Origin of the sequence: Pseudoalteromonas lipolytica, from assembly GCF_900116435.1 — a bacterium.
In the GTDB taxonomy this organism is placed as follows: Bacteria; Pseudomonadota; Gammaproteobacteria; order Enterobacterales; family Alteromonadaceae; genus Pseudoalteromonas; species Pseudoalteromonas lipolytica.
Genome location: NZ_FPAZ01000004.1, coordinates 169,294 through 192,009, shown reverse-complemented (window position 1 = coordinate 192,009; position 22,716 = coordinate 169,294). Strand labels below are relative to the sequence as shown.

The window sequence follows — 22,716 nt, the reverse complement described above, 5'->3', positions numbered from 1 at the left end:
ATGCTAGGTTAACGCCATTTTGTAATTATGAGAACTGGATATGTCAAAAGCAGTAGATTCACCAACCACAAACGATGGTGATAACAATGGATTGTTTAACAGGTTCCTAGCGACTGTCGAATTTTTAGGGAATATGCTCCCCCACCCAATCACACTCTTTGCAATGTTTTGTGTGGCAATTATTGTTTTTAGCGGTGTTGCAGATTGGTTTGGATTAAGTGCTATAGACCCGCGCCCCGAAGGTGCCGCTGGCCGCGATCCTGATGGTGTGATTGAAGTAGTCAGCTTACTTAGCGCTGAAGGCTTGCAACGTATTGTGACAGGTCTTGTAACCAACTTCACCAGTTTCGCCCCGCTGGGCACTGTATTAGTTGCTCTTTTAGGTGTCAGTGTTGCTGAACATTCGGGACTACTCTCTGCAGCAATGCGCGGCATGGTCATGGGTGCATCAAAACGTTTAGTCACGTTTATGGTGGTCTTTGCGGCAATATTATCAAATACTGCATCTGAGCTTGGTTATGTTGTATTAATTCCTTTAGCCGCAATGATTTTCCACAGCTTGGGGCGTCATCCATTAGCAGGTCTTGCTGCAGCATTTGCAGGGGTATCCGGTGGTTACAGTGCGAATCTATTGCTAGGTACGATTGATCCACTGTTAGCGGGTATTACGACACCCGCGGCACAAATGATTGATCCCAATTATCAAGTAGGCGCCGAAGCTAACTGGTATTTCATGATGATTTCGGTATTCCTAATCGCTATTTTAGGCACTTTCGTTACCGAAAAGATTGTTGAACCACGCTTAGGTAAATACAACCCAGAAGAAGCAAGTAATGACTTGCCTAAAAACGATATCGCAGGCTTAACGGCAAAAGAAAAATCAGGATTAAAGTGGGCGGGTGTCTCATTATTGGTTGTATCGCTGTTACTTGCATGGACCATTGTTCCTGACGATGGCATTTTGCGTAACCCTGAAACAGGCTTAGTTGCACACTCACCTTTCTTAAAAGGCATCGTGGTTTTTATTTTTGTCACGTTTGGTATTCCTGGATTTGTCTATGGCCGAGTTGTCGGCACGATGAAAAACGATAAAGACGTCATCGATGCGATGAGTAAAAGTATGAGCTCTATGGGCATGTATATCGTCTTGGTGTTCTTTGCAGCTCAATTTGTTGCCTTTTTCAAATGGACTAATCTAGGTACTATTTTAGCTATCAATGGTGCTGCACTTCTGCAAGCTTTAAACCTAACAGGCCCAGAGGTTTTCGTACTCTTTATTTTAATGTGTGCGCTAGTTAACTTGAGTTTAGGCTCATCCTCTGCACAGTGGGCAGTAACAGCACCTATTTTTGTGCCTATGTTAATGCTAATTGGCTACGCACCCGAAACCATTCAAGCGGCATACCGTATAGGTGACTCTGTGACAAACTTAATTACACCAATGATGAGCTACTTTGGTTTAATTTTGGCGGTTGCCACTAAATACAAAAAAGACATGGGTATTGGCACACTCGTCGCCACTATGTTGCCTTATAGCATGATTTTCTTTGTCGGTTGGGTTGCCCTATTTTATCTTTGGGTATTTGTATTAGGCCTTCCGGTGGGACCTGAATCACCTATTTATTACCAACCTTAATCACGATTAACGTTTAAAAGCCAAGTAGAATACTTGGCTTTTTTGTTTCGATTGTTGTGAGGCTGTGTATATACTTCTATGATTATTACTCCTGTTCCTATCCTTTATTTTTTATGACGTTACCGATAAAAGTCTGTGCTTTACTATGCTGTGTAATGACTTTCAGTTTGCAAGCAAACCCAACCAAACAGCTTGAAACTGCTTTATCAACGTCTTTAGTACTTACTGATGGCGACAGTATTACCTTGGGGTTTGGTGATTTTGATCCTCAAAAAATATTTAACCCTCACTTTACCAATAAAGATGGCGAGAGCATTGCCCTTCGCAAAAAGTTGCGCTTATACAGTGTTCCTTTCTCATGGGAGGCAAAACAGCCCTACTATGAACATAAGTGGCATATAAACGGCCGGGTCAGTTATTTGAATCAAGCTGATTTCATTTCACTCTTTGACGAAGCCCAATCCGACTCTATTTCTGAAACTGTCTATAGCGCCACGTTTGGTATTAATGCTGAAAAAGCACTCGGCTCAAAATGGTCCTATATTATTGGCTTAAATAGCCACTACCTACATTACGACAATGACTACGATTATAACTCTCAGCAAAGCCGTGACGTATTAAAACCGCTAACCAACAATCTCTATACCAATTTAAACAGTAATGCGCTGGTGTTAAATCCCAGCCTGTCTATGGTTTATAGATTGCCTCGACATTGGGGCTATTATGAATATAAGTTAAATATTAATTATTATTACGGCTGGGCTTTATCACAACCTAACGAAATTGAAAGTGCAAAGCCTGAAACAACACGGATACTTAATGGCATAAAAGCTAAATTTAATATGTTCAAAGTGGGCCCCTTTGAACAAGCTTTCTACATTAAAGGGCAACGCATTGACTTAGGTGGAGATAGCCCAGCTGCGTTTGGCACTGATCACTTTTATGAATATGGCCTTGGCTTTTTGTGGGACAGCCGTCACTGGACCTCATGGTTCGATAATTTTGGTATTGGTATCAATATTCATAGTGGGAGTAGTCTAGAGGGAGCCGCCATCGTGCTTTACTTCAATGAAATTTAGTTACTCAATTTTGATAGTTATTTCTCTTTTAAAGCACAACAATCAAATTTCAAACTAAGATGTACATTTTTAATCCGACAGATTAGAGTAAATACATAAAAGCAGTGTAAAAAGGGATGAAAACACATTTTTATCATCCTAAGTAACCACGCCTTTACTGAATAAGTCATCATAGACTGGGCATACGTGCGTGCGAACTGTTTATACCAAACATTAACCTAATTAAAAGAGACATTATGAATAAGCTCATACACTTAGCGTTATTCGCTTTACTGTCGTTTTCAACGATAGCCGCTCAAACAGACGTAACACAACTTGATATTTTAAACTTAAAAGCACAATCAGAGTCTGTTTATACCGCGGGTCAACCCAGCCAAACAGACTTTGCTAAGTTAAAAGACTTAGGGCTGCAAACAGTTATTAACTTACGCGGCGATAATGAAACTAGCTGGTCGGAGAAAGAGTTAGTAAGTGGACTCGGTATGAATTACTACCATATTCCAGTTCGTTCGAAAGCAGATATTACGCTTGAGAATGCCACAAAACTTCAAGCCTTACTGCAAACACATCAACAAGAAACCACCTTATTGCACTGTGCTAGTAGTAATCGTGTCGGTGCTTTGGTTGCGCTTTATCATGCTGTGACACTTAAAAAACCGATAGATGAAGCAATTGAAACCGGTAAACAATGGGGCCTGAAAAGCCTTGAAAGTGTGGTAAGAAATAAAGTTAAAGAAGAGATTGGTCAGCCATAGGCTGACCAACTTAATTAGATCGCTGTTTTTTCAGATTTATTTTTGTTTTTGCTTTCAACTTGCTGAAACATCGCATCAACCAGTTCGATAATTTTATCATTAGCATCAATAAACTTATCTAGCCCACCACCAGTGCGGTAGCTTGCTTGAGCAATCGTTTCTTTTTGCTCAGGATCCATCACCCAAATATTAGCATACGCCATGTACAGGGCGAGATCCCAATGCCAATTAGCGACATAAAAAGCAACTGCATCACAGCCATCCGTGTTAGCCGATGTAATATCCGTTTGGTACGCTTGATGTTTTAAAACATAATTTGCTGGGATAACACGAGTTTTCACGTTATGTTTGGCAAACCCTGATTCTAGCGCCGTTACGACCCCCTCTTTAACAGCTTGATGCTCTGCAATACACACTGTTTTTGGTACTTCGGCTTCAAAATGTGAGACGTCTTGTTTTGCTGCACACCCAGCAAGCACGGTTGCTACCGCAGTAACGACTGATAACTTTAATAACTTCATTGTTTTCCTTACTTATAATTATAACTAAAGCTGCCATGCATAGCTTAGTTTTGTGAAAAATGTTCGTTGATCACGTTCTAGCTCTTTTAAAGAGTCATCCTGATAGCCTTTATCCGAATAACCTAAATAGAACAGGGTTTGTGAATTTATTTTGTATGAATACACTAATTGGCTGGCGAAATCACGGTTAATTTCACTCACGTTAGAAAAATAGGCATCTTTATCACGATCTATGTCTTTAAATTGCAATACCAGCTTGAGCATTGAGCGCATATTAAATTTATAATACACACGTAAATCAGTGAGGTTTGCAGTATAAACGCGTTCATTTTGCTCATTATCAAGGTAGCTATAACTATGCTCTAATTGAACTTGCCAGTGGTCATTAATATCCCAAGTCATTTCAGGCTCGACACGCACCATCGTGCCAAGTTGCGCATTGCTGTAGTCTATTTTGCTGCCATACAGAGCATACAGTAAAAAGCGGATATCGCGGATGGGCCTAAAACCGCCATAAATATAAGCGATGTTTTGATTAAAGAACTGCCCTGCGTAAAATTCATTGCGGTGAATAAAGCCGATTTCAGTCTGTGACTGCATTTTACCTTTAAAGGTAAAGAAGCCATCGTATTCTTCTTCGAGTAGGTCACCATTTTGTGCCCAAGTTTTATCCCACTCAGCATTATAGCTGTACTCAGTGATAATATCATCGGCATCACGATACCAGGTTTGACCGCCTCCGAGTTGAGCTTGTTTATAGTCAACTTTTGCTTGATAACCTAAGTCAGAGCGATACTCCTCACCAATGTTTTCATAGCTTGCATACAGTTCATAATCACGTTTGGTACGACTAAACTCTACTTTATAGGCCTGATCTGATTGCGTTTCTTCTAAGCCATAAACATCAACTAAAAAATCAGAGTTTTTTGTATCGGTTGTTGCAACTTGGTATTGCAAGCTGTCTGTTTGGTTAAACCAATAACTGCCATCGAGTGATAATACCGAGTTATGATAATCATCATTTTCCCGGTGTGTACTCATAACCCCAATAGTGCCTTTTTGACCAATATCAAATTGATAGCGCCCCACAGCGGCATGAGTTTTATCGCCTAGATTTGCAAAATATGAGCCTTGGTTGGTTGGTAATAACACACTGGTGTTGTCATCATCTGCATATATAAACCCATAGCTGTGGTTACCGGTCTTGCCTGTTAACTTAACGCCTACGTCAGGCTCAGCTATTGTGCGTGTATATAACAACTCGAACTGACTGGTTTTAAAATAGGATGCTCCATCTAAAAAGAATGGGCGTTTTTCAGCATAATAAATCGAGTAAGTGGTGTTAACATCAAGTTCAAGAGAGTCCGCTTCAACTTGCGAAAAGTCAGGGTTAATCGTTGCATTAATCACTGCATCTTGTGTGACGCCCCAGCGTAAATCAAGGCCCGCTTCTGTATCAACATCTCCATTTTGCCAATCACCTGGCAGCGTATTTTTTGTATCATTACGAAGCGCAGTTAAAGTCGGGGTAAGCTGAATATTCATACTTTGTGTCATGTCAGCAAACCCTGTTAGTTTATCAAACTGACAAAAACTGCACTTTACATCACGGTCAAAGCCTACGTTAGACATTTGATAAAACACATCACGCGGATAATTACGCCAAACAGCCAAGCTCCAAGTCAGTTGTTCTTTACCTTTTGGAAAACGCAGTGCCGTAAAGGGAATGCGCATCTCAACCACATAACCCTCATCGGTAATTTGACCTGCACTATCCCAGATTGCATCCCATGATGGGTCTTCCACCCAATCGTCGATATCGGTCATGCGCATATCGCCTTGCGCACCTAGTGGGTTTACGTAAAACTCATAACCCGTTCGTTCGTCGTTAAAGGTATCGATCATCAGGGCAACATTATCGTCTTGCCACAGTGTATCTCTGTCACGAAGTGCTGCACGAATTTGTGATGGGTCAGGGTCTTTAGCAATAAAGCCAACGTACAAGTATTGGCCATCTTCATACAGGTAGGCATCGGTGTGTACCGGTGGCGTGCCCTTTTCATTAGGCTCATTCTGATATTTTAGCGGTACTTTTGTTGCTTGTTGCCAATGAGCTTCATCCATAACGCCATCAACACTGATTGATTCTTTAATATGCGCTAAAGCAAACTCCACTTTGTCGCTAGCCGTTGCTAGCGAAGAAATACTGACGCAACTGAAAATTAGGCAGGATTTTACAACACGGGTTATTATTTTTTTTAAGTACAGCATAAACATCCATTTAGACACGTGCGCACAAATTACACGACTTCATTGATTAAAAAAGCAATTGTAATTCAACAAGGTACACTTGTTAATAACAAACCACTCTTTTAACCATAAAAATTAACAAAAACACTCCTTTTAGACTAGTTTTAGGTTCAAAAAAGCCCCATGGCCGAAAGGCGATGGGGCTAATTACGACCAATAAACGCTATTTTTTTAAGCTAAGTTTATTGCCTTTAAGTGATTTTCTCACTTTAGCAATACGCGAGCGGTTCTTGGCTCTGGCTTCGCCGGTTGCCTGCCCTGATGGCTTATTGCTTCGGCTACGACGTAAATGAGATGGCTTTTTACCAATTTTGTCGATCAGGACTTCACGATTACTTACTTCATAACCCGGCAGCACTATACGGTTAATGCGTTGACCAATTAACTTTTCAATATCGAATAACGTATTCTCTTCTTCGCGACTTACAAATGAGATTGCCTGTCCCGGTTTACCAGCACGTCCTGTACGACCAATACGGTGTACATAGTCTTCAGCAAGCCAAGGTAAATCAATATTGATCACTCGTGGAAGGCCTTCAATATCAATACCACGAGCTGCGACTTCAGTTGCAACAAGCACACGTACTTTACCTTCTTTAAATTCACGTAGTGCACGACGTCGGTTACCTTGGGTTTTATCACCATGGCACACAGCCGCAGGAATACCATCAAGGTTCAATTCTTTAACGAGCTCATCGGCCGTTTCTTTCATGTTGACGAACACTAACACTTGCTGCCAATTTTTCTTACCGATCAGTTCTGAAAGAAGCTCTTGTTTACGGCGCTCTTCAACAGGATAAACAACGTGCTGTACGGTTTCTGCTGTACTGTTTGTTTGATCGACACGAATAATTTCAGGTTGCTTAAGAACTTTGCTTGCAAACTGTTTTATCGCCGCGGGGTACGTTGCTGAAAAAAGTAAAATTTGACGTGTTTCATCACAGCCGTTTATAACCGTTTGCATATCAGTTATAAAACCCATATCGAGCATACGGTCTGCTTCATCAAGAACCAAGTGCTTTACATTTGCTAAGCTGATATTACCCAAACGAAGATGATCTAATAAACGACCAGGTGTCGCCACAACGATATCAACACCCGCTTTAAGATCGTTTGCTTGTCCGGCTAAATTAACACCACCAAATAAACACACTGTTTTTAGTGCCGTGTATTTAGCAAACGCTTTAACGTTATTGGCGATTTGCTCAGCAAGTTCACGCGTCGGAGCAAGCACAAGTGCGCTCGGCGCATTGTTATCACTTAAGGTTGATTCAGATAATTTTTGAATAAGTGGCAGCGCAAACGCAGCGGTTTTACCGGTGCCTGTTTGTGCGCTAGCAAGTACATCTTTCCCTTTTCGTACCGCAGGAATTGCACTGCGTTGAACGGGAGTAAGCGTATGGAAATTAAGTTCTTCTAATGCCTGTAAGAGCTCAGAAGAAAAACTAAACGATTTAAAGTTCATGCTGTATAACCTGCGGCCATCATATCAAGGGTCGCAAATTATACAGAAAAAAAATGACTTTAGTTAGTTATTACTTCACTAAAGTGCCTTTTAATAAAACAAGTAAGGGTGATCGTCGTTTAATATGTGCCGCACTCATTAAAAATGCTTACGGTAGAATTTCCACGCAACACCAAAGCCAATAGACACATTATAGTCTTGCTTAACGAGCGGGCTTGCATGTTGCTGACTATTAGCAAGATGATGATATTTAACAAAGCCACCTAGCCAGTAGTTAGGTGTATCGAAATGGAGCCCAATTGACACATCAGCACCTGAAAAACCTGAACGGCTTGCGTATATTTGCCGTGTTGCATTACTTTCTATTTCGTTAACCGCGTAGTAATAGTTCAAATAACGCTCTGTCGCAAAATTTACATTACCACGAAATGCGACTGAAAACTGTGAGTGTGCTTGCTCTAAAAGCGGTATGGTGTAATAAATACTGGGACCATAACGCCAACCTATATCATCTACATCACCAAAATCAGTCGCAATGGCTTTACGTACAAAGAGACTAAAATACATGTGCTCTTTGCTATTTGGTTCACCGATAACGTAATAATTTAAGGATGGCCCTAATTCAAACACCCAATCAAGGTCGTCCATGCCCTCGCGTGCTTTGTTATCTTTACTATCAACGGCTAAACCAACACCCGCCGATAAATCTAAATGCAGGTTTTCATGTTGCCACAGGTAACCGGTGAAGTTATTACGGTCAATGGCCATTTTTTCACTTTGATAGCGGAAATAAGGCACTGGAAGTAAATATTTTTCGCTCTCATCTGACCCTAAGTAATGGGGTATATCGGCATAAAATACCCCAGCCCCCAACTCCATTTTTGCTGCGCTGTACGCCTTAACGCTAACCAGAACTAAAATAACAACAACGCAGCGCCAGATCATGCTTGCCACTTCTTAAAAATTAACGATGTATTAATACCACCAAATGCAAAATTGTTAGACATAATATAGTCCGTACGCATTTCGCGGCCTTGTCCAGTTATGTAATCAAGGTCAGCACATTCAGCATCAACGTGGGTCAAATTAATAGTCGGTGCAAACCAGCTATCATTCATCATATTAATACTAGCCCATGCTTCAATTGCACCGCAGGCACCGAGTGTATGCCCTAAGTAACTTTTTAATGAACTAATTGGCTTTTTACCTAAAGCATTAAAGGTCGCATGAGATTCAGCAATGTCACCTCTATCAGTCGAGGTGCCATGAGCGTTAACATAGCCAATATCATCGGCACTTAACTGGGCATCTGCCAGTGCTAATTCAATAGCAACTTGCATAGTTTCGGCTGTAGGTTGGGTCACATGTTGACCATCTGAATTACAGCCAAAACCTACCAGCTCTGCAAAAATTGTCGCTCCACGAGCGACGGCATGTTCATACTCTTCTAAAATTAACGTACCAGCCCCTTCACCAATAACAAGACCATCTCGATGTTGATCAAACGGACGTGGCGTCTGTTTTGCTGCATCATTTTTTGTGCTGGTTGCATATAACGTATCGAAAACCGCCGCTTCGGTAATGCATAACTCTTCAGCACCACCCGCAACCATCACTTTTTGACGCCCAAACTTAATGGCCTCATACGCGTAACCGATTCCCTGTGAGCCTGAGGTACATGCGGAGCTTGTCGTGATTACTCTGCCCTTTATTTTGAAAAACACGCCCACATTGACGGGGGCCGTATGTGCCATCATTTGAATATAGCTGGTTGCTGTCACACCGGTCATTTCGCCCGTTTCCATCATTTTGGCAAAAGCAAGCAACGGCGGCGTTGAGCCAGTTGATGAGCCAAACGCAATCCCTGTAGAGCCATCGGTTAAACTTGGGTGCTCTAACAGTCCCGCATCTTGTAAAGCATGCTCGGTCGCACAGGTCGACATTAAGGCAACTCGCCCCATTGAACGCACTTGTTTACGCTTGTAATGGCTGGGTTTTGTAAAATGAGTAACCGGCGCAGCTAAGCGAGTGTTAAGCTCTGGTGCGCTATCCCAGTCGGTCATGTACTGAACTGCGTTTTCACCTTTTTGCAAAGCGGCTTTAAATTCCTCCCAAGTATCGCCCAGCGCAGTAATAGCTGACATACCTGTAACAACAACACGTTTCATTACACCATTCCGCCATTAACCGAGATAACCTGACGCGTAATGTAAGCCGCATCTTCAGAGCATAGGAATGAAACGGTTCCTGCAACTTCGTTTACTGAGCCCATACGTTTTAATGGGATCATTTTTAGCATGTCATCGACGGGTAAATCATCGGTCATTGCTGTTTCAATAAGTCCAGGGGCAACACAGTTCACCGTAATTTTGCGTTTTGCAAGTTCTAGCGACAATGCTTTGGTTGCACCAATGATCCCCGCTTTTGCGGCACTGTAGTTTACTTGACCACGGTTACCCGCAATACCAGACACTGATGCCATAGTAACAATGCGGCCCCCTTTACGGGTTTGAACCATTGGCATTACCGTGGGATGAACCACATTGTAGAATCCATCAAGACCAGTACGAATAACTTTATCCCAATCATCACCTTGCATCGCAGGAAAGGCCATATCGTTAGTAATACCCGCATTACAGATCACGCCGTAATATGCCCCATGTGCTGCAATATCTGCTTCAATTTGTTGTTTTGCCAGCGCCCGATCACACACATCAAACTGTAACAAGCTTGCATGACAACCACGCTCCCTGATTTCTTTACAAGTTTGCTCAGCCTCAGTCACACCACTTCGACAATGAACCGCAATATCAAAGCCATCTTTTGCTAATCGTAATGCGATTGCTTTACCTATTCCACGGCTCGAACCTGTGACTAAAATTCGTTTTGTCATTGATTTTCTCTTATAAACTGCATGGGGTCCTGAGGCTGAAACACATTTATTTTTGCTTCTGCTAATAATGTTTCAGCATCATGAATTTGACACTCAAACACACTCAACCCGGATTCTTCTTGATATAACCTTGCAACGGATACTTTTAACGTACTGCCGTTATTAAATACAGGCGCATACGTTTTATACTTACGCGTCCCGATTAAAAAGCCAATTTGGACAGCATCACCTCTGTCTTTTGCCAACGCCCCCGCATACGCAGCAATGGCTTGTGCCATATATTCACAGCCAATATAGCTGGCAACGCCGCGCAAACTCTCATCGTAAAAAAGGCTGTCAGGGCTGATATCTACTTCACAGCAGCCAGATTCATCGGTGTAACCGTTAAGACGATTGAGCAAAATCATTGGGTCACTATGAGGGACGACGTGCTCAATTTTATAGTTATTCATGCAGATGTCCTAATATTACACTGACATTATTGCCCCCGAAGGCAAAAGAATTCGATAAACAATAGCTAACAGATGCGTCTCTGGGCTGAGTTATTAGGTTAATGTCACTCAGGGATTCATCTACTTCTGTGTTATTAAACACCAAGCGCGTAAACTCAGGGTAAGCTAAATATAACCAACATAGGCCTGCTTCTAGTGCACCTGCAGCGCCTAAAGTGTGACCGGTTAAATGTTTTGATGAGCTAACGGGCGTATTGTTGCCAAACACCTTACTGATTGCAAGTGACTCCATGGCATCATTTTGCACTGTTGCAGTACCATGAGCATTGATATAGTCAATATCTGTTGCGAGTAGATTGGCATCATTAAGTGCTTTTTGCATTGCACTTATTGCACCCGAACCATCACTAATTGGCGCTGAAATATGGTGAGCATCGGAGCTTTCCCCCCCTCCTAAAAATGCCACTGCGTGATCATTGAGTTGCTCTTTACTCATCACAAACACGGCTGCTGCTTCACCGATATTAATGCCTTTTCTATCCTTACTAAATGGCTTACAAATTTCATCGCTAATTGAAGAGAGTGAATCAAAACCGTTCACTGTCAGCTGGCACAAGCTATCAACTCCACCACAAATAACCACATCGGCTAAGTCTGCACTGAGCAAGGCACGTGCACTGATCATTGCCTTGGCACTTGAGCTGCATGCTGTCGAAATGCTGTAACAGGGACCCGTTGCATCAAGTGTCTTTGCAATGTAAGCCGCGGGTGCGATGAGAGCTTGGTCGTAATAATTAAACTGAGCCGGCCATTTTCCTTCTTTAGCGTGTACTTTACGTGCCCTCTCCCCCTCTTGAATAGCAGCCGTGCTTGTGCCCATAACCACCGCAATCCGATCGCGTGAACATGTTACTTTTGCTAGCGTGTCGGTCAGTTGTGCCAAGGCTAAGTCAATAAGCTTATAGAATCGCATTGATTCTGTTAACGGTAACACATCCACTAACCCCACAAATGTTGGGCGCTGTTCAAAAACAAGTGAAGACACGTTTGTAAGTGTTTGAGTTGGCGCTTGACTGATGCGCGCCATGGTGTGCTTTTGCCCAACACCTAATGCACTCACAATTCCTAAATCATTGAGCCAAAATGGCATAATCAATTAACCCTTTGAAATATTATTTTGTAGTTTCGCTGATAATTTACGAGCTCTGTTTTTTCTTCTAAAAAACGGATCTCACTAATCAACTCATCACCTTTATAAAGCAAACGCTTTGAGTCTTTTGCAACTATTTTTAAACCATAAAGCTGCGAACTGAGTACTTCCACAGGCCAATGCACAAGCATTATATCGGCCAAAATATAGCGCGGGTCAAGACGCTCAATTGGCAGCATTTTTTTACTTTTAACGGGTCCTGAAATCGCTTTTTCCAATTGAAAAACAGGCACTCCTTGTGCGGTCATCACCACGAGGTTAATTCCACTAAGACTGTTAATATCGAGCTGTGCTAGTAACGTGTGGCTTTCATCGTTGTGACTGACTTCTAACACCTGCTGCCAATTATCTGCAACAAATGAAGCAGGCGGATCCATTAAATAAATCCCCGCATTGGGTGCAAGATCCACCCCTGCTTTAACTGCAAACTCACTTGCACAGCTCGCTAATAACAGCACCATTGCTGCAATGACTAACGTTTTTAATCTCGACATAGCTCAACCAAGGTATTCAAGCGTCGCTCGCTTTGTTTTACAAATGGATTATCAAGGTCCCACGCGTACCCTGCCAAAATAGCACTGATCATTTCTCGTACTTGCTGGTTTTGTTCACTGTAAAAAATCACATCTTGAAACGAAGTATCATACCAAGCAGCCACATAAGTTCGAAAACAGTTTACACCCTGCTGCAATGGCTCACTGTACTGTGCTTGAAAATCAACCTGTTTGCCCTGTAAGTAGTCATCGACTAATGGTGCAACTAATGATGCCGATTTTAACGCAATTGTGACTCCCGATGAAAATACCGGATCTAAAAACTCACCCGCATTGCCCAATAACGCAAAGTGTTCCCCATAAAGCGAAGCTACATTGGCTGAGTATCCTTTAATTGTACGTGCTTCGCCAATTGCAACTCTACGTGCAAGTAATTCACTTAAATACGTATCTTGCTCAATAAACTCATTTAAACAAGCTAAAGGTGCTGTGTCTTCAAATTGGCTAGGTTTTCCAACCACACCGATACTGGCAGTCCCATCACTGAATGGAATAAGCCAATACCAAATATCGTTATGTTTTGGATGCACATTGATCAGGATTTTTTCGCGATCAAATTTATCATCAGTAATATTGTCTTCAAAATGACTGAAATACGCCCAGCGTACAGGAAAATTTGATGGCGTTTCTAAATCAAGTAAACGTGGTAATACGCGGCCAAAACCACTGGCGTCTAATACAAACCGCCCTTTTATTTGGTAGCGTTGATTTTTTTCATCATCAACGGTGAGTAAAGCACCATCGCCATGGTCTGTGTACTCTATGACGCTGTGCTGATAACGAATTTCAGCCCCTTGTTCCATTGCGCCATCTGCTAAACACTTATCAAAATCAGCCCGTTTTACTTGAAATGTCGTACCAGGGCCTTGAGTAAATTTTTCGGTAAAGTCAATCGCCGTATGCTCGCCTCGACGTTGAAATGCAGCACCATTTTTAAATTGGAAGCCCAACGTGTCAGCTTGCTCTTTGACACTCTCAGCTAAGTTTGCTTCTGCAAGAAAGTGCATACACTGTGGCAGTAAGCTTTCACCAATTGAAAATCGAGGGAATACTTGTTGTTCTAGCACCACGACACGCCAGCCTTTATTCACCAGTAAACTGGCTGCAACGGCACCCGAAGGCCCTGCGCCAATAATGACGACATCTGCCTGTTGAATCTGATTATTCACCTATTATTTTTCCTTATTATTAGGTAATGCGACACAGAGCGGCGCTAACAAATAAATGCAAATCAGCCCCACTAACACGGTTAAACCAAAACTAAAAATAGCGGGCGTTTTTGATACCGCTAGCATACCAAATACCCACATAGAAGAGGCGGCAGATAAGCTAATCGCTAATACATTGCTCGGGGTTAACTTATTGATTTGATAAAACACTAAATAGTCGATTGCGAGCGCTAAAATAAGCAAGCATCCCAATAAGTTAAATATTGATAATTGTGTTTGAATTGCACTACAAAGCAGTAAAACGGCTGCTAATGTTAACCCCAATATTAACCCTTGCTGGTAAGCGACTTTAAAACCAAACTTAAAGGTAAACAATAACATGGCAAACGTGATAGCGATTGCAATGGTTACCAATAACGAGTGTGAGTAATCCTCTAGCCCCGCAGTTATCATGGCCACTTTATCGTACACTAGCAGCTCGCTTTCAACGCGAGCCCACTCAGCTAATTGCGTTTTATCGATACCCGTAACCATAAACCAGCTTGCAGCAAATTCGTTGTTTAAAATCACTTGATTAGCAATAAGAGGACCTAACGGTGAGTCTAGTGCAGCGTCCAGAGTAAGGATTGAATCTGACAACACTAAAGGACTGCCTGTCAATTGTGTGACAACATCGAGTGATGCGTGATGCACACGCATCTCATTGTTATTTTTTTGTTGCGTACCTGCACTCGGCACAAGGTCACTGAGCATCAATGCCTGACCACCTTGCTGCTTAATTTTAACTTTTAGTGCTTCTTGTTTAAGTAAAAGCTGCTCAGCATTTTCGGCAAACATGATCATTATTTGCCCATTATCTTTACCTAATAAAGACATGTGCAAGGCTTCGTTGTTCATAAGCACTTGAGGACTTGCATTGAGCAGCTTCACATCATCATTTAATACGGGAGGTTTTAACAGCGAAAACACACTGAGGCTAACGAGCAGTAGCAAGATGATCGCGACTTTTTGCCGATGAATAGACTTAAGCAGGCCACTTAATTTTTCCGCAAATTTTCCTGCCTCAACACTGATTGTGAGTCTTGCTTGCCAACTAGGGAGTAAAAGCAGTGTAGTGAGCCACGCGGTTATCAGTCCTGCTACAACAAAAACCCCAACCTGAGTTAATAACTGCACAGGCGAGAAAAATAAACTCGCATAGCCTAATGTTGTCGTCACTAAAGACAACAAAAGAGCAAGTTTAAGGCCCCGACTAAAGCCATTTTTATGCGTTGTTAAGTCCAGCATGCTATGAAATGCGTAATCAATTGCAATACCAATTAAGGTCACCGCAAAAACAAGCGTTAACACATGAATCTCAGCAAAAAAGATAGCCAAGGCTATGCTGCCACCAAGCGCTGCGCTGATAACCGTCACAGAAGCAAGCCATAATGCGTTAAACGACCTGAAAACCCAAACCACCATAATAATCAGCGCGATTAAGCTCAAAGTCCCGAACAAGGTCATTTCAAATTTTGCTTGTTGTGCATTTTCTGCGGTATGAAATAAAGCACCTGAATAATGTACACTGGTGTGTGGGTAATTCGTATGTAGTTGGGCAAGTTGAGCGAGCACATCATCATTTAATGCCACTGCTTGGTCTATCGAAAATGCATTATCGGCTGCGTGTACAAACAACATCAAATAGTCATTATCTAAATGGCGAATACTAATGCGGCCATCTGACATTTCAAATTGCTGTAATTGTGTGATTACCGAGGTTAAAAATTCTGCGGTACTTAAACTCGGATCCAGATTAATCGTACTCGATACAAAAGGATCGGCCACTTTACTCAATTGACTAAAATAGTAGTCCTGAAAACGACTCGCATCAGTTAATGCGTGTTGATAGCTTGGAGTCAACAAGTTGCCCGCATATTGACTATAGAACGTGGCAAGCTGTTCGACCTTGGGGACGCTAAAGCGCGGTGTGATATTTTTTTTAGCTAACCATGCAACCATTTCATCGTAAGCTTGCTCTTTATTTTCACCCGAAAATGAAAAGCTTAATTGCTGTTTGTTACTGGCAAAAAAGTGCGTTTCGAGCTGTTGGAGTCTAGGTTCTGACTGGGGAAGTAATGCCAATATATCATTATTTAAGGCGGGCTGTTTTATGACAAAAACAGCAACCAATAAGCTCGCCATTACTGTTAACCAACCCAGTGTTACCCCCCAAACTTTCACTGTGGGCTTCCATCTTGTGGGTATGAAAAGCGCAGTAACGTAACATTGCCATTTATCTCTTGTAAACGCACGCTGTTAACGTTTTTTTCATCAGCGCACACTGTAAACTGGCTAAAAATCTGCTGGAGCGTTTCATCGTTAGGAAGTAATAATTGGCAATCATTGTCAGCGTGTTCACGGGTATCAAACTGTAAAGCCAGCGCCGCTTTATCGTGCTTTATAATCGCTTGTAAAAGGGCTACATATGGCTCGGCACCTTTTTGTAATTGCGCTTCACCACGCTCATTATAGGTATAAACTTGGCCTTGTTTTATGACTAGTTTACTTTTTATGGGTGACTCTACTTGCCAAATAAGTCCTTGCTCAGTAAGTTTGAATAACCCTTCAGATATAAACGGCTTAGTGAAACCTTTGAAATGTTTTTCTTGGCTAAAAGTGCCTTGCTTCAGACCAACTTGGTTTGCCATAAGTGGCCAAGCCATCATAAAACACAGTAACATTAATAGGCTATTTCGCATTACATCACCTTTTGCAGCTTGTCATGCAACACGGGGGGAGACACAAATTGCATGTCTTTAGACTCAATATCAACCGCCACCTGAATCGTCGTTGCTTTGGTGAGCTTTTTCCCCGTTGCGACATCGCTAATAACATAATCAATACGTAAGCGAGTTTCGTACTCTTTTAAATACGCATCAACCCTAATTTTTTGAGTAAACAATGCTGAGCCCACATACTTAATGTGCATATCAATGATCGGCCATGCATAACCCGACGCCTGCATTTGCAAATAGTCATAATCAAATAAACGCAGTAATTCACACCGCGCTACTTCCAAGTAACGCGGGTAATTACCATGCCATACCACATTCATTGGATCGCAATCATGAAAAGGAATTTCAATCTCTACATGGGTGCTTAATAATGCGCCACGACTATGCATATAAACTCCATCGTTTGGTTTGAATCGCATCAACAGTAAAACGTAATACGGCTTCTAAAGGACGATCTTCATCAAGCAGTGGGAAAAACTCACTAATATCTTGATACATGGCCTGCACATCGGCCGTTAAACTAGTAAATTCAAGCTCGCCTTGTGCAATACGCAAACGTAAACCCTGAATACTTGCTAACAGCGTGCTTGCAATCACTTGTTCTGTAAGCTGTAAAATACGCAAACAATCGCGCGCTGCAATCGTACCCATACTCACTTTATCTTGGTTATGACACTCGGTTGAACGTGAAAACACACTCGCTGGCATAGTCAGCTTTAATGCTTCAGCCGTATAAGCACTGGCACCAATTTGCACAGCTTTAAAGCCGTGGTTAATATAACGACGTTCGTCGTTACTGCCCGATAAGTTCGATGGCAAACCGTTGTTGTAACGCGTATCAACTAACGACGCAATTTGACGATCGGCTAAATCAGCTAAATTAGCAACCGCCGTTTTCATTGTATCCATTACCATTGCTATATGGCCGCCGTAGAAATGACCGCCATGGAGCACATGCTCTCCCTCACCATCGATAATGGGATTATCATTTGCCGAATTAAGTTCATTTTCAATCATTTGCCTGAACCATGGCAGGCTATCTTGCAGTACACCAATCACATGAGGCGCACAGCGAATTGAATAACGGTCTTGTAAGCGATCAGCATTTCGAGGGTGTTCAACATGATTTAAATCCCCTCTGATCCACGCTGCAACCTGCTGTTGCCCGGGGTGAGGTTTTACAGAAAATAGTATGTCATCAAAGTGGTGGCTATTCCCTTTCAAAGCAAGGCTGGCAAGCGCCGTAATACGGCTAGTTAATTGCGCTAAATACGCCGCTCTGTCGAAGGCTAAACACGCCAGCGCAGTCATAACTGCAGTGCCATTCATCACTGCCAACCCTTCTTTAGGGCGCAGTTTCAATGGGGTTAAACCCAATGATTTCATCACTTCTAAGCTGTTTTTAATTTCGCCTTGATAGTATACGTCGCGCTCACCGACCATCGCACCAGCAACGTATGACAATGGCGTTAAATCGCCACTTGCTCCCACTGAGCCTTCTTGTGGAATAACCGGTACGATATTGTGATTTAAAAAGTCTTTTAGCAGGTTAAGCATGTCCCAGCTAACACCTGAATACCCTTGTGAAAGTGACGCTAATCGCGTGGCTAAAATGGCACGTCCTTGCTCAGGGGTAAACATACTTCCCATACCGCAACCATGAAAACGAGTAAGATGAAGAGGTAATTCATTCACCAAATCAAGCGGCACTTTAACGGTCACAGAATCGCCGTAGCCCGTAGTTACGCCATATATAACGCCATCATCTTCCAAAAGCTTGTCTAAAAATGCTACAGCACTGTCGATTTTCTTGGCAAATTGATTGTCCGACGTTAACGCGACAGCTCCTTGCTCTAACGCAATATGAACAATATCTTCGATAGATAAACGTTGCTTGCCAAATGTTGTAGTAGAGTGCTCTGGCACCTTAGTTCTCCTTGTTTTGGTCGCGAGACACGTGCTCGTCATTTTGCCAAAAGTCATAAAAATTAAACCATTGATATGGGTATGCAGCAGCGTAATAGCTTAGCCTTTGAGCATAATCGCTGACAATCTTGTGTAATGTCTGTTGCCTTGTTTTACGCGGTAGAACAAGTTTATCCGCGTATTTTTCAAAAATAACACGATAAAATACTTTGCCATCGGCCGTCTTATCTTTTAAACAAAACAAATGAAAAACAGGGCAATCTAATAACGCAGCTAGAATAAATGGACCTTGAGAAAAAGGAGCTGGTTTTTCTAAAAAATCGGCCTCGATGACACGCCCCGCTGTTGTCGTACTGGTTCTATCGCCCACAATAACAACTATTTCGCCTTGCTCAACTTTATCTTTAAGCATTATTGCCATATCAGGGCCTAAGTCTGTCACTTGAATTAGGTTAATTGCGACATCTGGGTTGATACTTTTTAAAAGTTTATTAAATTCCACGGCATGATGCGTAAATACCAATACATTAATCACTTTACTTGAGCGGTGCTGACTTAAAGCGCGGCACACCTCTAAATTACCCAAGTGCGAACCAATAAAAATGGCACCTTGCGCGTGTTCATCAAGCTCTATGAACAACGCCTCATTGGTGTAAGAAATGTTACTTTGGGGTATACGCGCAAGCCACGCATCGATTTTGTCAAAGGCGCTGTCCGCAAAACAACGAAAGTGTCGAAAGCTGTCTCGCCACGTCACTACTTTGTCATTACCATTAACTTTGCGTACTTGCGTTAAAAAAGCATAGGATGCGCGGCGCGCGGTTTTACCTGTTAAAAATAAATAAAACACCACAGGAAAAAGGATAATCCAGAGCCCTTTTCGACCCAATATGCGGTAGCTAAATAACAATATTTGCATACCCAGTCGATTGCCGCGCTCTTGCATTTTTGACCAGTGCTTTGCAGCCATTAACCCACCACCTTTCGCCAAATGAGTAGGGGCGAACGTAACAGCATGCCAAAGAACAAACGCGTGTGAAGCCATGAAATCCCCAAATTATCATGTAAAGCGCGAAAGTGAGAAACGCCGTTTTCGGGGTAAATAACCTGAGTGGGTAAGAAGGTAACCTTGACACCTTGCCAGTAAAGTCTGACCAATATTTCAATATCAAAGTCCATGCGTTTGCCAAGCGCTTGCTTTGCCATTAATTGCTTTACTGCGGTGAGTGGGTACACCCTAAAACCACACATTGAATCGACAATATCAAAGCTCAATGTTTCAACCCACACCCAAAAGTGAGTGATGTATCGACTCAAGTAACGATGTTTTGGTACTGAGCTGTCATATATTGGACAACCACTGATTACATTGTTTGGCTCGTTATTACTTAAATCAATGAGTTTAGCAATATCGTCTAGTGAATGCTGACCATCAGCATCCACCTGAATTGCATGACTAAAGCCGTGTTCATGCGCATATAACAATCCAGTTTGTACGGCGCCGCCTTTGCCCTGATTCTCTGTGTGTGTAAGTACCGTTAAATCGTCATATTGTTGCTGTAAAGACGCAAACACTTGCTTTGCATCATCGCAACTCCCATCATCCACCATAATAATCGGTAGTTTTAATGCATTGAGTTCTAAAATCACGGTTGCGATAGCATGGGTGTGGTTATAATTAGGAATGACAATACAAAATTGATTCATTGTTTATTCGCAAAACACAATTCTACCAGACGCATGCTGGCCTTTATCTGATTGATAACTAAATACACATTTGCCTTTAGCGTTGCGCTCAAGGGTTAAATTTACGGTCATATTTGGCGTGGTGACGACCTGAAACTTTAACACTTCTAAATCTTGCACCTGTGGACCAAACCCAAGGTACTGCTGCGCATATTTCACAGCCCAATCTAACTGCACAACCCCAGCTAAAATGGGAGCATCAGGGAAGTGCCCTCGAAAATAATCTAAATCAGCCGTAATCGTTAACGCTAGACTAACGCGGTGCTCTGTTTGCGATAAAACCGCCACCTGTGGGGTGACTTTATTCAGGCTTGGCAAAATACTGCTCCAGTGTTTTTAAACTCAACTTTGCTTGACTGTTAAAAGGTAATGCATCGATATAGCGCCACTTGCGAGGTAAACAAACACGCTCAAATCGGTTTGACAAATACGCTTGCAGGGTACGATTTATGACTAATTTACCATGTTCTTCAAGTTCATGACTGGCCTTATCCGTGAGCACAACAACAGCCCCAATTTGAACTCGTTTGCTTGGCAGAACCACCAGCTTAGCCTCTTTCACCCACTCGTGACTGAGTAAAAAGCATTCTAGCTCATCAAGGTTTAAGCGTTTTTCTTCTATTTTAATGGTTCTATCAATACGCCCAAGGAGCTTAAATTGCCCATTACTATGCACAATGGCTCTGTCATCTAATGGGTAATTCGCATGTTCTAATATAGATGAGTCAAGCATTAAGCGTCCTTCATGGTTAACTGACAAATGGTTACCATTAAAAGGCTGCCAAGGTACATCAACAGCGGCTTGAGTGACTTGCCGATAAGCAATTCCCCCCGTTTCAGTGCTGCCAAACACTTGTGTTACCGGTCGTGCAAGTTGCTCACACAACATTTCGGCTTGTTCGTTATTTAAAGGACCACCCGATGAAAATAACCATGTCAACCTTGCGCGCTCTGGTATCAGTACATTATCCATGCACAATCTGCCTAACTGCGCGGGGCTTGATACAAGCACAGCATGCTGAATATGCTGCAACTTTTGCGCTATGTGTTCTGGATATTGAATTTGTTCACTGTCAATAACCTGCCCTTTTACAAGTGGCCAGAGTAAACGAAATAACAGACCATAAATATGCTGATGAGAAACTGTCGCCAAAAATGTAAACTGGCTTGGCAAATCAAACGCCATAGACAGAACCGATAACTCACGGTTGAGTACCCACCATGGCTTCACTACCGGCTTAGATTGCCCTGAAGAGCCCGAAGTATAAAAAATAACGGCGGTTTTCGTTGGCCACTGTAAGCGTGGCAAACGGCTGTGAGTATGCTGTTGGCTTAACTCAAGATTATTAAACACAATGCCGGTGTTTAATTCACGTGCATCACCCGCAAAAATAGGCGACTGCGCTAACAGGAGGCGCAACGTTTCCGGCTGACCATTTGGCGGCAAAATAACATTGTGCCCGCTGCAGGCGAGAGCAAATAGACGCACAGCAAATTGATACGTATCTGGGTGAAACAACACCACATGGCTGGTAGGCTTTAATCCCGCTAATTTATGTTGAAACGCACTGATATCAGCAAAAAACTGCTCACGGGTTATGTGTTTTTCTGCAACAACAAACGCTGAATCTGGGTGAAACTGTAGGTTACTCGCCACCATTATTTTTTACCTTTTGTCTAACTAGCCATTCCACTAGCATCAAAATAGCTATCAAGAGATAGGCAACCAAGCCATTGTAAAGTGTCCACACTGATAATGACGCGAATAGACTGGTGTAGAGCGCAACCGTGCCGTTTAAAAGAAAGAAAACGCTCCAAATTTTAGTCACTTGGCGCGTGTACCTTACTCCCTTACTATCTAGATCGGGCTCTTTTAAACGGGCGAAACTTTCAATCACTGTTGGCCCCTGTCGCAATGAGTAGATAAATGTAATCGCCATCACGGTGTTAATGATCACAGGGTATAATCTTAAGCCTAATTCGCTATTAAAAAACGGCGTAGTCGCAAGCGCCACAATTGCCAAAAATGACGCAGGTTTGAGCCAAGGCATTGTGCTTGTCAATTTTTGGCTCAACATTAACCTTATCGCAAGTAATGCGATTAAAATTAAGCTTACCTGCTTGATCGAAACATGCTGTAATCCAAAATACACAATAAATGGGTATAACGATAAGCACACTAAGACCAATGTTGTGGCGATTGCTTTAAGCATAAGCTGTACT

At 42.3% G+C, this 22,716-nt stretch carries 22 protein-coding genes; 3 read left to right on the top strand and 19 right to left on the bottom strand.

The annotated features are described in order from the left end of the window. The first annotated feature begins 40 nt into the window (after positions 1-40). From BM378_RS05315 to BM378_RS05305, 3 genes are all read left to right on the top strand, one after another. Positions 41-1,636, top strand: coding sequence for an AbgT family transporter (locus BM378_RS05315; protein WP_036972087.1), 1,596 nt, complete (start codon positions 41-43; stop codon positions 1,634-1,636). 155 nt (positions 1,637-1,791) lie between these two features. Then, entirely contained in the window at positions 1,792-2,715 is a 924-nt protein-coding gene (locus BM378_RS05310) for a Solitary outer membrane autotransporter beta-barrel domain (protein WP_074988766.1), read from the top strand. Positions 2,716-2,951: 236 nt separating this feature from the next. Continuing rightward, positions 2,952-3,470, top strand: coding sequence for a protein tyrosine phosphatase family protein (locus BM378_RS05305; protein ID WP_074988765.1), 519 nt, complete (start codon positions 2,952-2,954; stop codon positions 3,468-3,470). A 14-nt stretch (positions 3,471-3,484) separates the two neighbouring features. Here the strand turns inward: BM378_RS05305 and BM378_RS05300 are convergent, their stop codons facing one another. From BM378_RS05300 to BM378_RS05210, 19 genes are all read right to left on the bottom strand, one after another. Continuing rightward, positions 3,485-3,991 (bottom strand): Sbal_3080 family lipoprotein, encoded by a 507-nt coding sequence (locus BM378_RS05300; RefSeq protein WP_036972093.1) that lies wholly within the window; start codon positions 3,989-3,991, stop codon positions 3,485-3,487. A gap of 24 nt (positions 3,992-4,015) precedes the next feature. Continuing rightward, the gene (locus BM378_RS05295) at positions 4,016-6,268 is read right to left on the bottom strand and encodes a carbohydrate binding family 9 domain-containing protein (RefSeq protein ID WP_143104570.1); all 2,253 of its coding nucleotides are present in this window, start codon (positions 6,266-6,268) and stop codon (positions 4,016-4,018) included. 196 nt (positions 6,269-6,464) lie between these two features. Then, positions 6,465-7,766, bottom strand: a complete 1,302-nt coding sequence (locus BM378_RS05290; RefSeq protein ID WP_036972099.1) for a DEAD/DEAH box helicase — start codon at positions 7,764-7,766, stop codon at positions 6,465-6,467. Positions 7,767-7,904: 138 nt separating this feature from the next. Then, entirely contained in the window at positions 7,905-8,711 is an 807-nt protein-coding gene (locus BM378_RS05285) for a MipA/OmpV family protein (protein WP_227006860.1), read from the bottom strand. Further along, the gene (locus BM378_RS05280; RefSeq protein WP_065979019.1) at positions 8,708-9,934 is read right to left on the bottom strand and encodes a beta-ketoacyl-ACP synthase; all 1,227 of its coding nucleotides are present in this window, start codon (positions 9,932-9,934) and stop codon (positions 8,708-8,710) included. The genes BM378_RS05285 and BM378_RS05280 overlap by 4 nt, the downstream gene beginning before the upstream one ends. Then, positions 9,934-10,659 carry a 3-oxoacyl-ACP reductase FabG gene (gene fabG, locus BM378_RS05275; protein WP_074988764.1) on the bottom strand — a complete coding sequence of 242 codons (726 nt, stop codon included), beginning with the start codon at positions 10,657-10,659 and terminating at the stop codon, positions 9,934-9,936. The genes BM378_RS05280 and fabG overlap by 1 nt, the downstream gene beginning before the upstream one ends. Then, the gene (locus BM378_RS05270; protein WP_036972102.1) at positions 10,656-11,111 is read right to left on the bottom strand and encodes a hotdog family protein; all 456 of its coding nucleotides are present in this window, start codon (positions 11,109-11,111) and stop codon (positions 10,656-10,658) included. The genes fabG and BM378_RS05270 overlap by 4 nt, the downstream gene beginning before the upstream one ends. Next, positions 11,104-12,261, bottom strand: coding sequence for a beta-ketoacyl-ACP synthase (locus BM378_RS05265; RefSeq protein WP_036972103.1), 1,158 nt, complete (start codon positions 12,259-12,261; stop codon positions 11,104-11,106). The genes BM378_RS05270 and BM378_RS05265 overlap by 8 nt, the downstream gene beginning before the upstream one ends. A 2-nt stretch (positions 12,262-12,263) precedes the next feature. After that, positions 12,264-12,815 carry a DUF3261 domain-containing protein gene (locus BM378_RS05260; RefSeq protein ID WP_036972104.1) on the bottom strand — a complete coding sequence of 184 codons (552 nt, stop codon included), beginning with the start codon at positions 12,813-12,815 and terminating at the stop codon, positions 12,264-12,266. Further along, positions 12,803-14,044, bottom strand: coding sequence for an NAD(P)/FAD-dependent oxidoreductase (locus tag BM378_RS05255; RefSeq protein ID WP_036972105.1), 1,242 nt, complete (start codon positions 14,042-14,044; stop codon positions 12,803-12,805). The genes BM378_RS05260 and BM378_RS05255 overlap by 13 nt, the downstream gene beginning before the upstream one ends. Positions 14,045-14,047: 3 nt before the next feature. Further along, positions 14,048-16,267 carry an MMPL family transporter gene (locus tag BM378_RS05250; protein WP_083422874.1) on the bottom strand — a complete coding sequence of 740 codons (2,220 nt, stop codon included), beginning with the start codon at positions 16,265-16,267 and terminating at the stop codon, positions 14,048-14,050. Beyond that, positions 16,264-16,785: an outer membrane lipoprotein carrier protein LolA gene (locus tag BM378_RS05245; RefSeq protein WP_074988763.1), complete on the bottom strand. Its 522-nt coding sequence runs from the start codon at positions 16,783-16,785 to the stop codon at positions 16,264-16,266. Before BM378_RS05245 ends, BM378_RS05250 begins: the two co-directional genes overlap by 4 nt. Further along, complete coding sequence (locus BM378_RS05240) at positions 16,785-17,210, bottom strand: acyl-CoA thioesterase (protein WP_036972107.1); 426 nt, start codon at positions 17,208-17,210, stop codon at positions 16,785-16,787. The genes BM378_RS05245 and BM378_RS05240 overlap by 1 nt, the downstream gene beginning before the upstream one ends. Next, complete coding sequence (locus tag BM378_RS05235) at positions 17,203-18,747, bottom strand: HAL/PAL/TAL family ammonia-lyase (protein WP_036972108.1); 1,545 nt, start codon at positions 18,745-18,747, stop codon at positions 17,203-17,205. The genes BM378_RS05240 and BM378_RS05235 overlap by 8 nt, the downstream gene beginning before the upstream one ends. Before the next feature lies 1 nt (position 18,748). Next, a complete protein-coding gene (locus tag BM378_RS05230) occupies positions 18,749-19,717 on the bottom strand; it encodes a lysophospholipid acyltransferase family protein (RefSeq protein ID WP_065979013.1) in 969 nt (322 codons plus the stop codon). Next, positions 19,717-20,454 (bottom strand): glycosyltransferase family 2 protein, encoded by a 738-nt coding sequence (locus BM378_RS05225; protein WP_074988762.1) that lies wholly within the window; start codon positions 20,452-20,454, stop codon positions 19,717-19,719. The genes BM378_RS05230 and BM378_RS05225 overlap by 1 nt, the downstream gene beginning before the upstream one ends. Before the next feature lie 3 nt (positions 20,455-20,457). Further along, on the bottom strand, positions 20,458-20,811 hold the full coding sequence (locus BM378_RS05220) for an ApeI family dehydratase (protein WP_051501863.1): 354 nt from the start codon (positions 20,809-20,811) through the stop codon (positions 20,458-20,460). Continuing rightward, entirely contained in the window at positions 20,795-22,153 is a 1,359-nt protein-coding gene (locus BM378_RS05215) for an AMP-binding protein (protein WP_074988761.1), read from the bottom strand. The genes BM378_RS05220 and BM378_RS05215 overlap by 17 nt, the downstream gene beginning before the upstream one ends. Next, positions 22,140-22,706 (bottom strand): COG4648 family protein, encoded by a 567-nt coding sequence (locus BM378_RS05210; protein ID WP_036972119.1) that lies wholly within the window; start codon positions 22,704-22,706, stop codon positions 22,140-22,142. The genes BM378_RS05215 and BM378_RS05210 overlap by 14 nt, the downstream gene beginning before the upstream one ends. Positions 22,707-22,716: the final 10 nt, after the last annotated feature.

Bases quoted from the DNA above. Each gene is read 5' to 3' on its own strand.
- BM378_RS05245 (WP_074988763.1), bottom strand. From the start codon at position 16,785: ATGCGAAATAGCCTATTAATGTTACTGTGTTTTATGATGGCTTGGCCA.
- BM378_RS05310 (WP_074988766.1), top strand. From the start codon at position 1,792: ATGACTTTCAGTTTGCAAGCAAACCCAACCAAACAGCTTGAAACTGCT.
- BM378_RS05225 (WP_074988762.1), bottom strand. From the start codon at position 20,454: ATGAATCAATTTTGTATTGTCATTCCTAATTATAACCACACCCATGCT.
- BM378_RS05285 (WP_227006860.1), bottom strand. From the start codon at position 8,711: ATGATCTGGCGCTGCGTTGTTGTTATTTTAGTTCTGGTTAGCGTTAAG.
- BM378_RS05230 (WP_065979013.1), bottom strand. From the start codon at position 19,717: ATGGCTGCAAAGCACTGGTCAAAAATGCAAGAGCGCGGCAATCGACTG.
- BM378_RS05260 (WP_036972104.1), bottom strand. From the start codon at position 12,815: ATGTCGAGATTAAAAACGTTAGTCATTGCAGCAATGGTGCTGTTATTA.
- BM378_RS05210 (WP_036972119.1), bottom strand. From the start codon at position 22,706: ATGCTTAAAGCAATCGCCACAACATTGGTCTTAGTGTGCTTATCGTTA.
- BM378_RS05265 (WP_036972103.1), bottom strand. From the start codon at position 12,261: ATGCCATTTTGGCTCAATGATTTAGGAATTGTGAGTGCATTAGGTGTT.
- BM378_RS05290 (WP_036972099.1), bottom strand. From the start codon at position 7,766: ATGAACTTTAAATCGTTTAGTTTTTCTTCTGAGCTCTTACAGGCATTA.
- BM378_RS05270 (WP_036972102.1), bottom strand. From the start codon at position 11,111: ATGAATAACTATAAAATTGAGCACGTCGTCCCTCATAGTGACCCAATG.
- BM378_RS05280 (WP_065979019.1), bottom strand. From the start codon at position 9,934: ATGAAACGTGTTGTTGTTACAGGTATGTCAGCTATTACTGCGCTGGGC.
- BM378_RS05295 (WP_143104570.1), bottom strand. From the start codon at position 6,268: ATGTTTATGCTGTACTTAAAAAAAATAATAACCCGTGTTGTAAAATCC.
- BM378_RS05305 (WP_074988765.1), top strand. From the start codon at position 2,952: ATGAATAAGCTCATACACTTAGCGTTATTCGCTTTACTGTCGTTTTCA.
- BM378_RS05215 (WP_074988761.1), bottom strand. From the start codon at position 22,153: ATGGTGGCGAGTAACCTACAGTTTCACCCAGATTCAGCGTTTGTTGTT.
- fabG (WP_074988764.1), bottom strand. From the start codon at position 10,659: ATGACAAAACGAATTTTAGTCACAGGTTCGAGCCGTGGAATAGGTAAA.
- BM378_RS05240 (WP_036972107.1), bottom strand. From the start codon at position 17,210: ATGCATAGTCGTGGCGCATTATTAAGCACCCATGTAGAGATTGAAATT.
- BM378_RS05315 (WP_036972087.1), top strand. From the start codon at position 41: ATGTCAAAAGCAGTAGATTCACCAACCACAAACGATGGTGATAACAAT.
- BM378_RS05300 (WP_036972093.1), bottom strand. From the start codon at position 3,991: ATGAAGTTATTAAAGTTATCAGTCGTTACTGCGGTAGCAACCGTGCTT.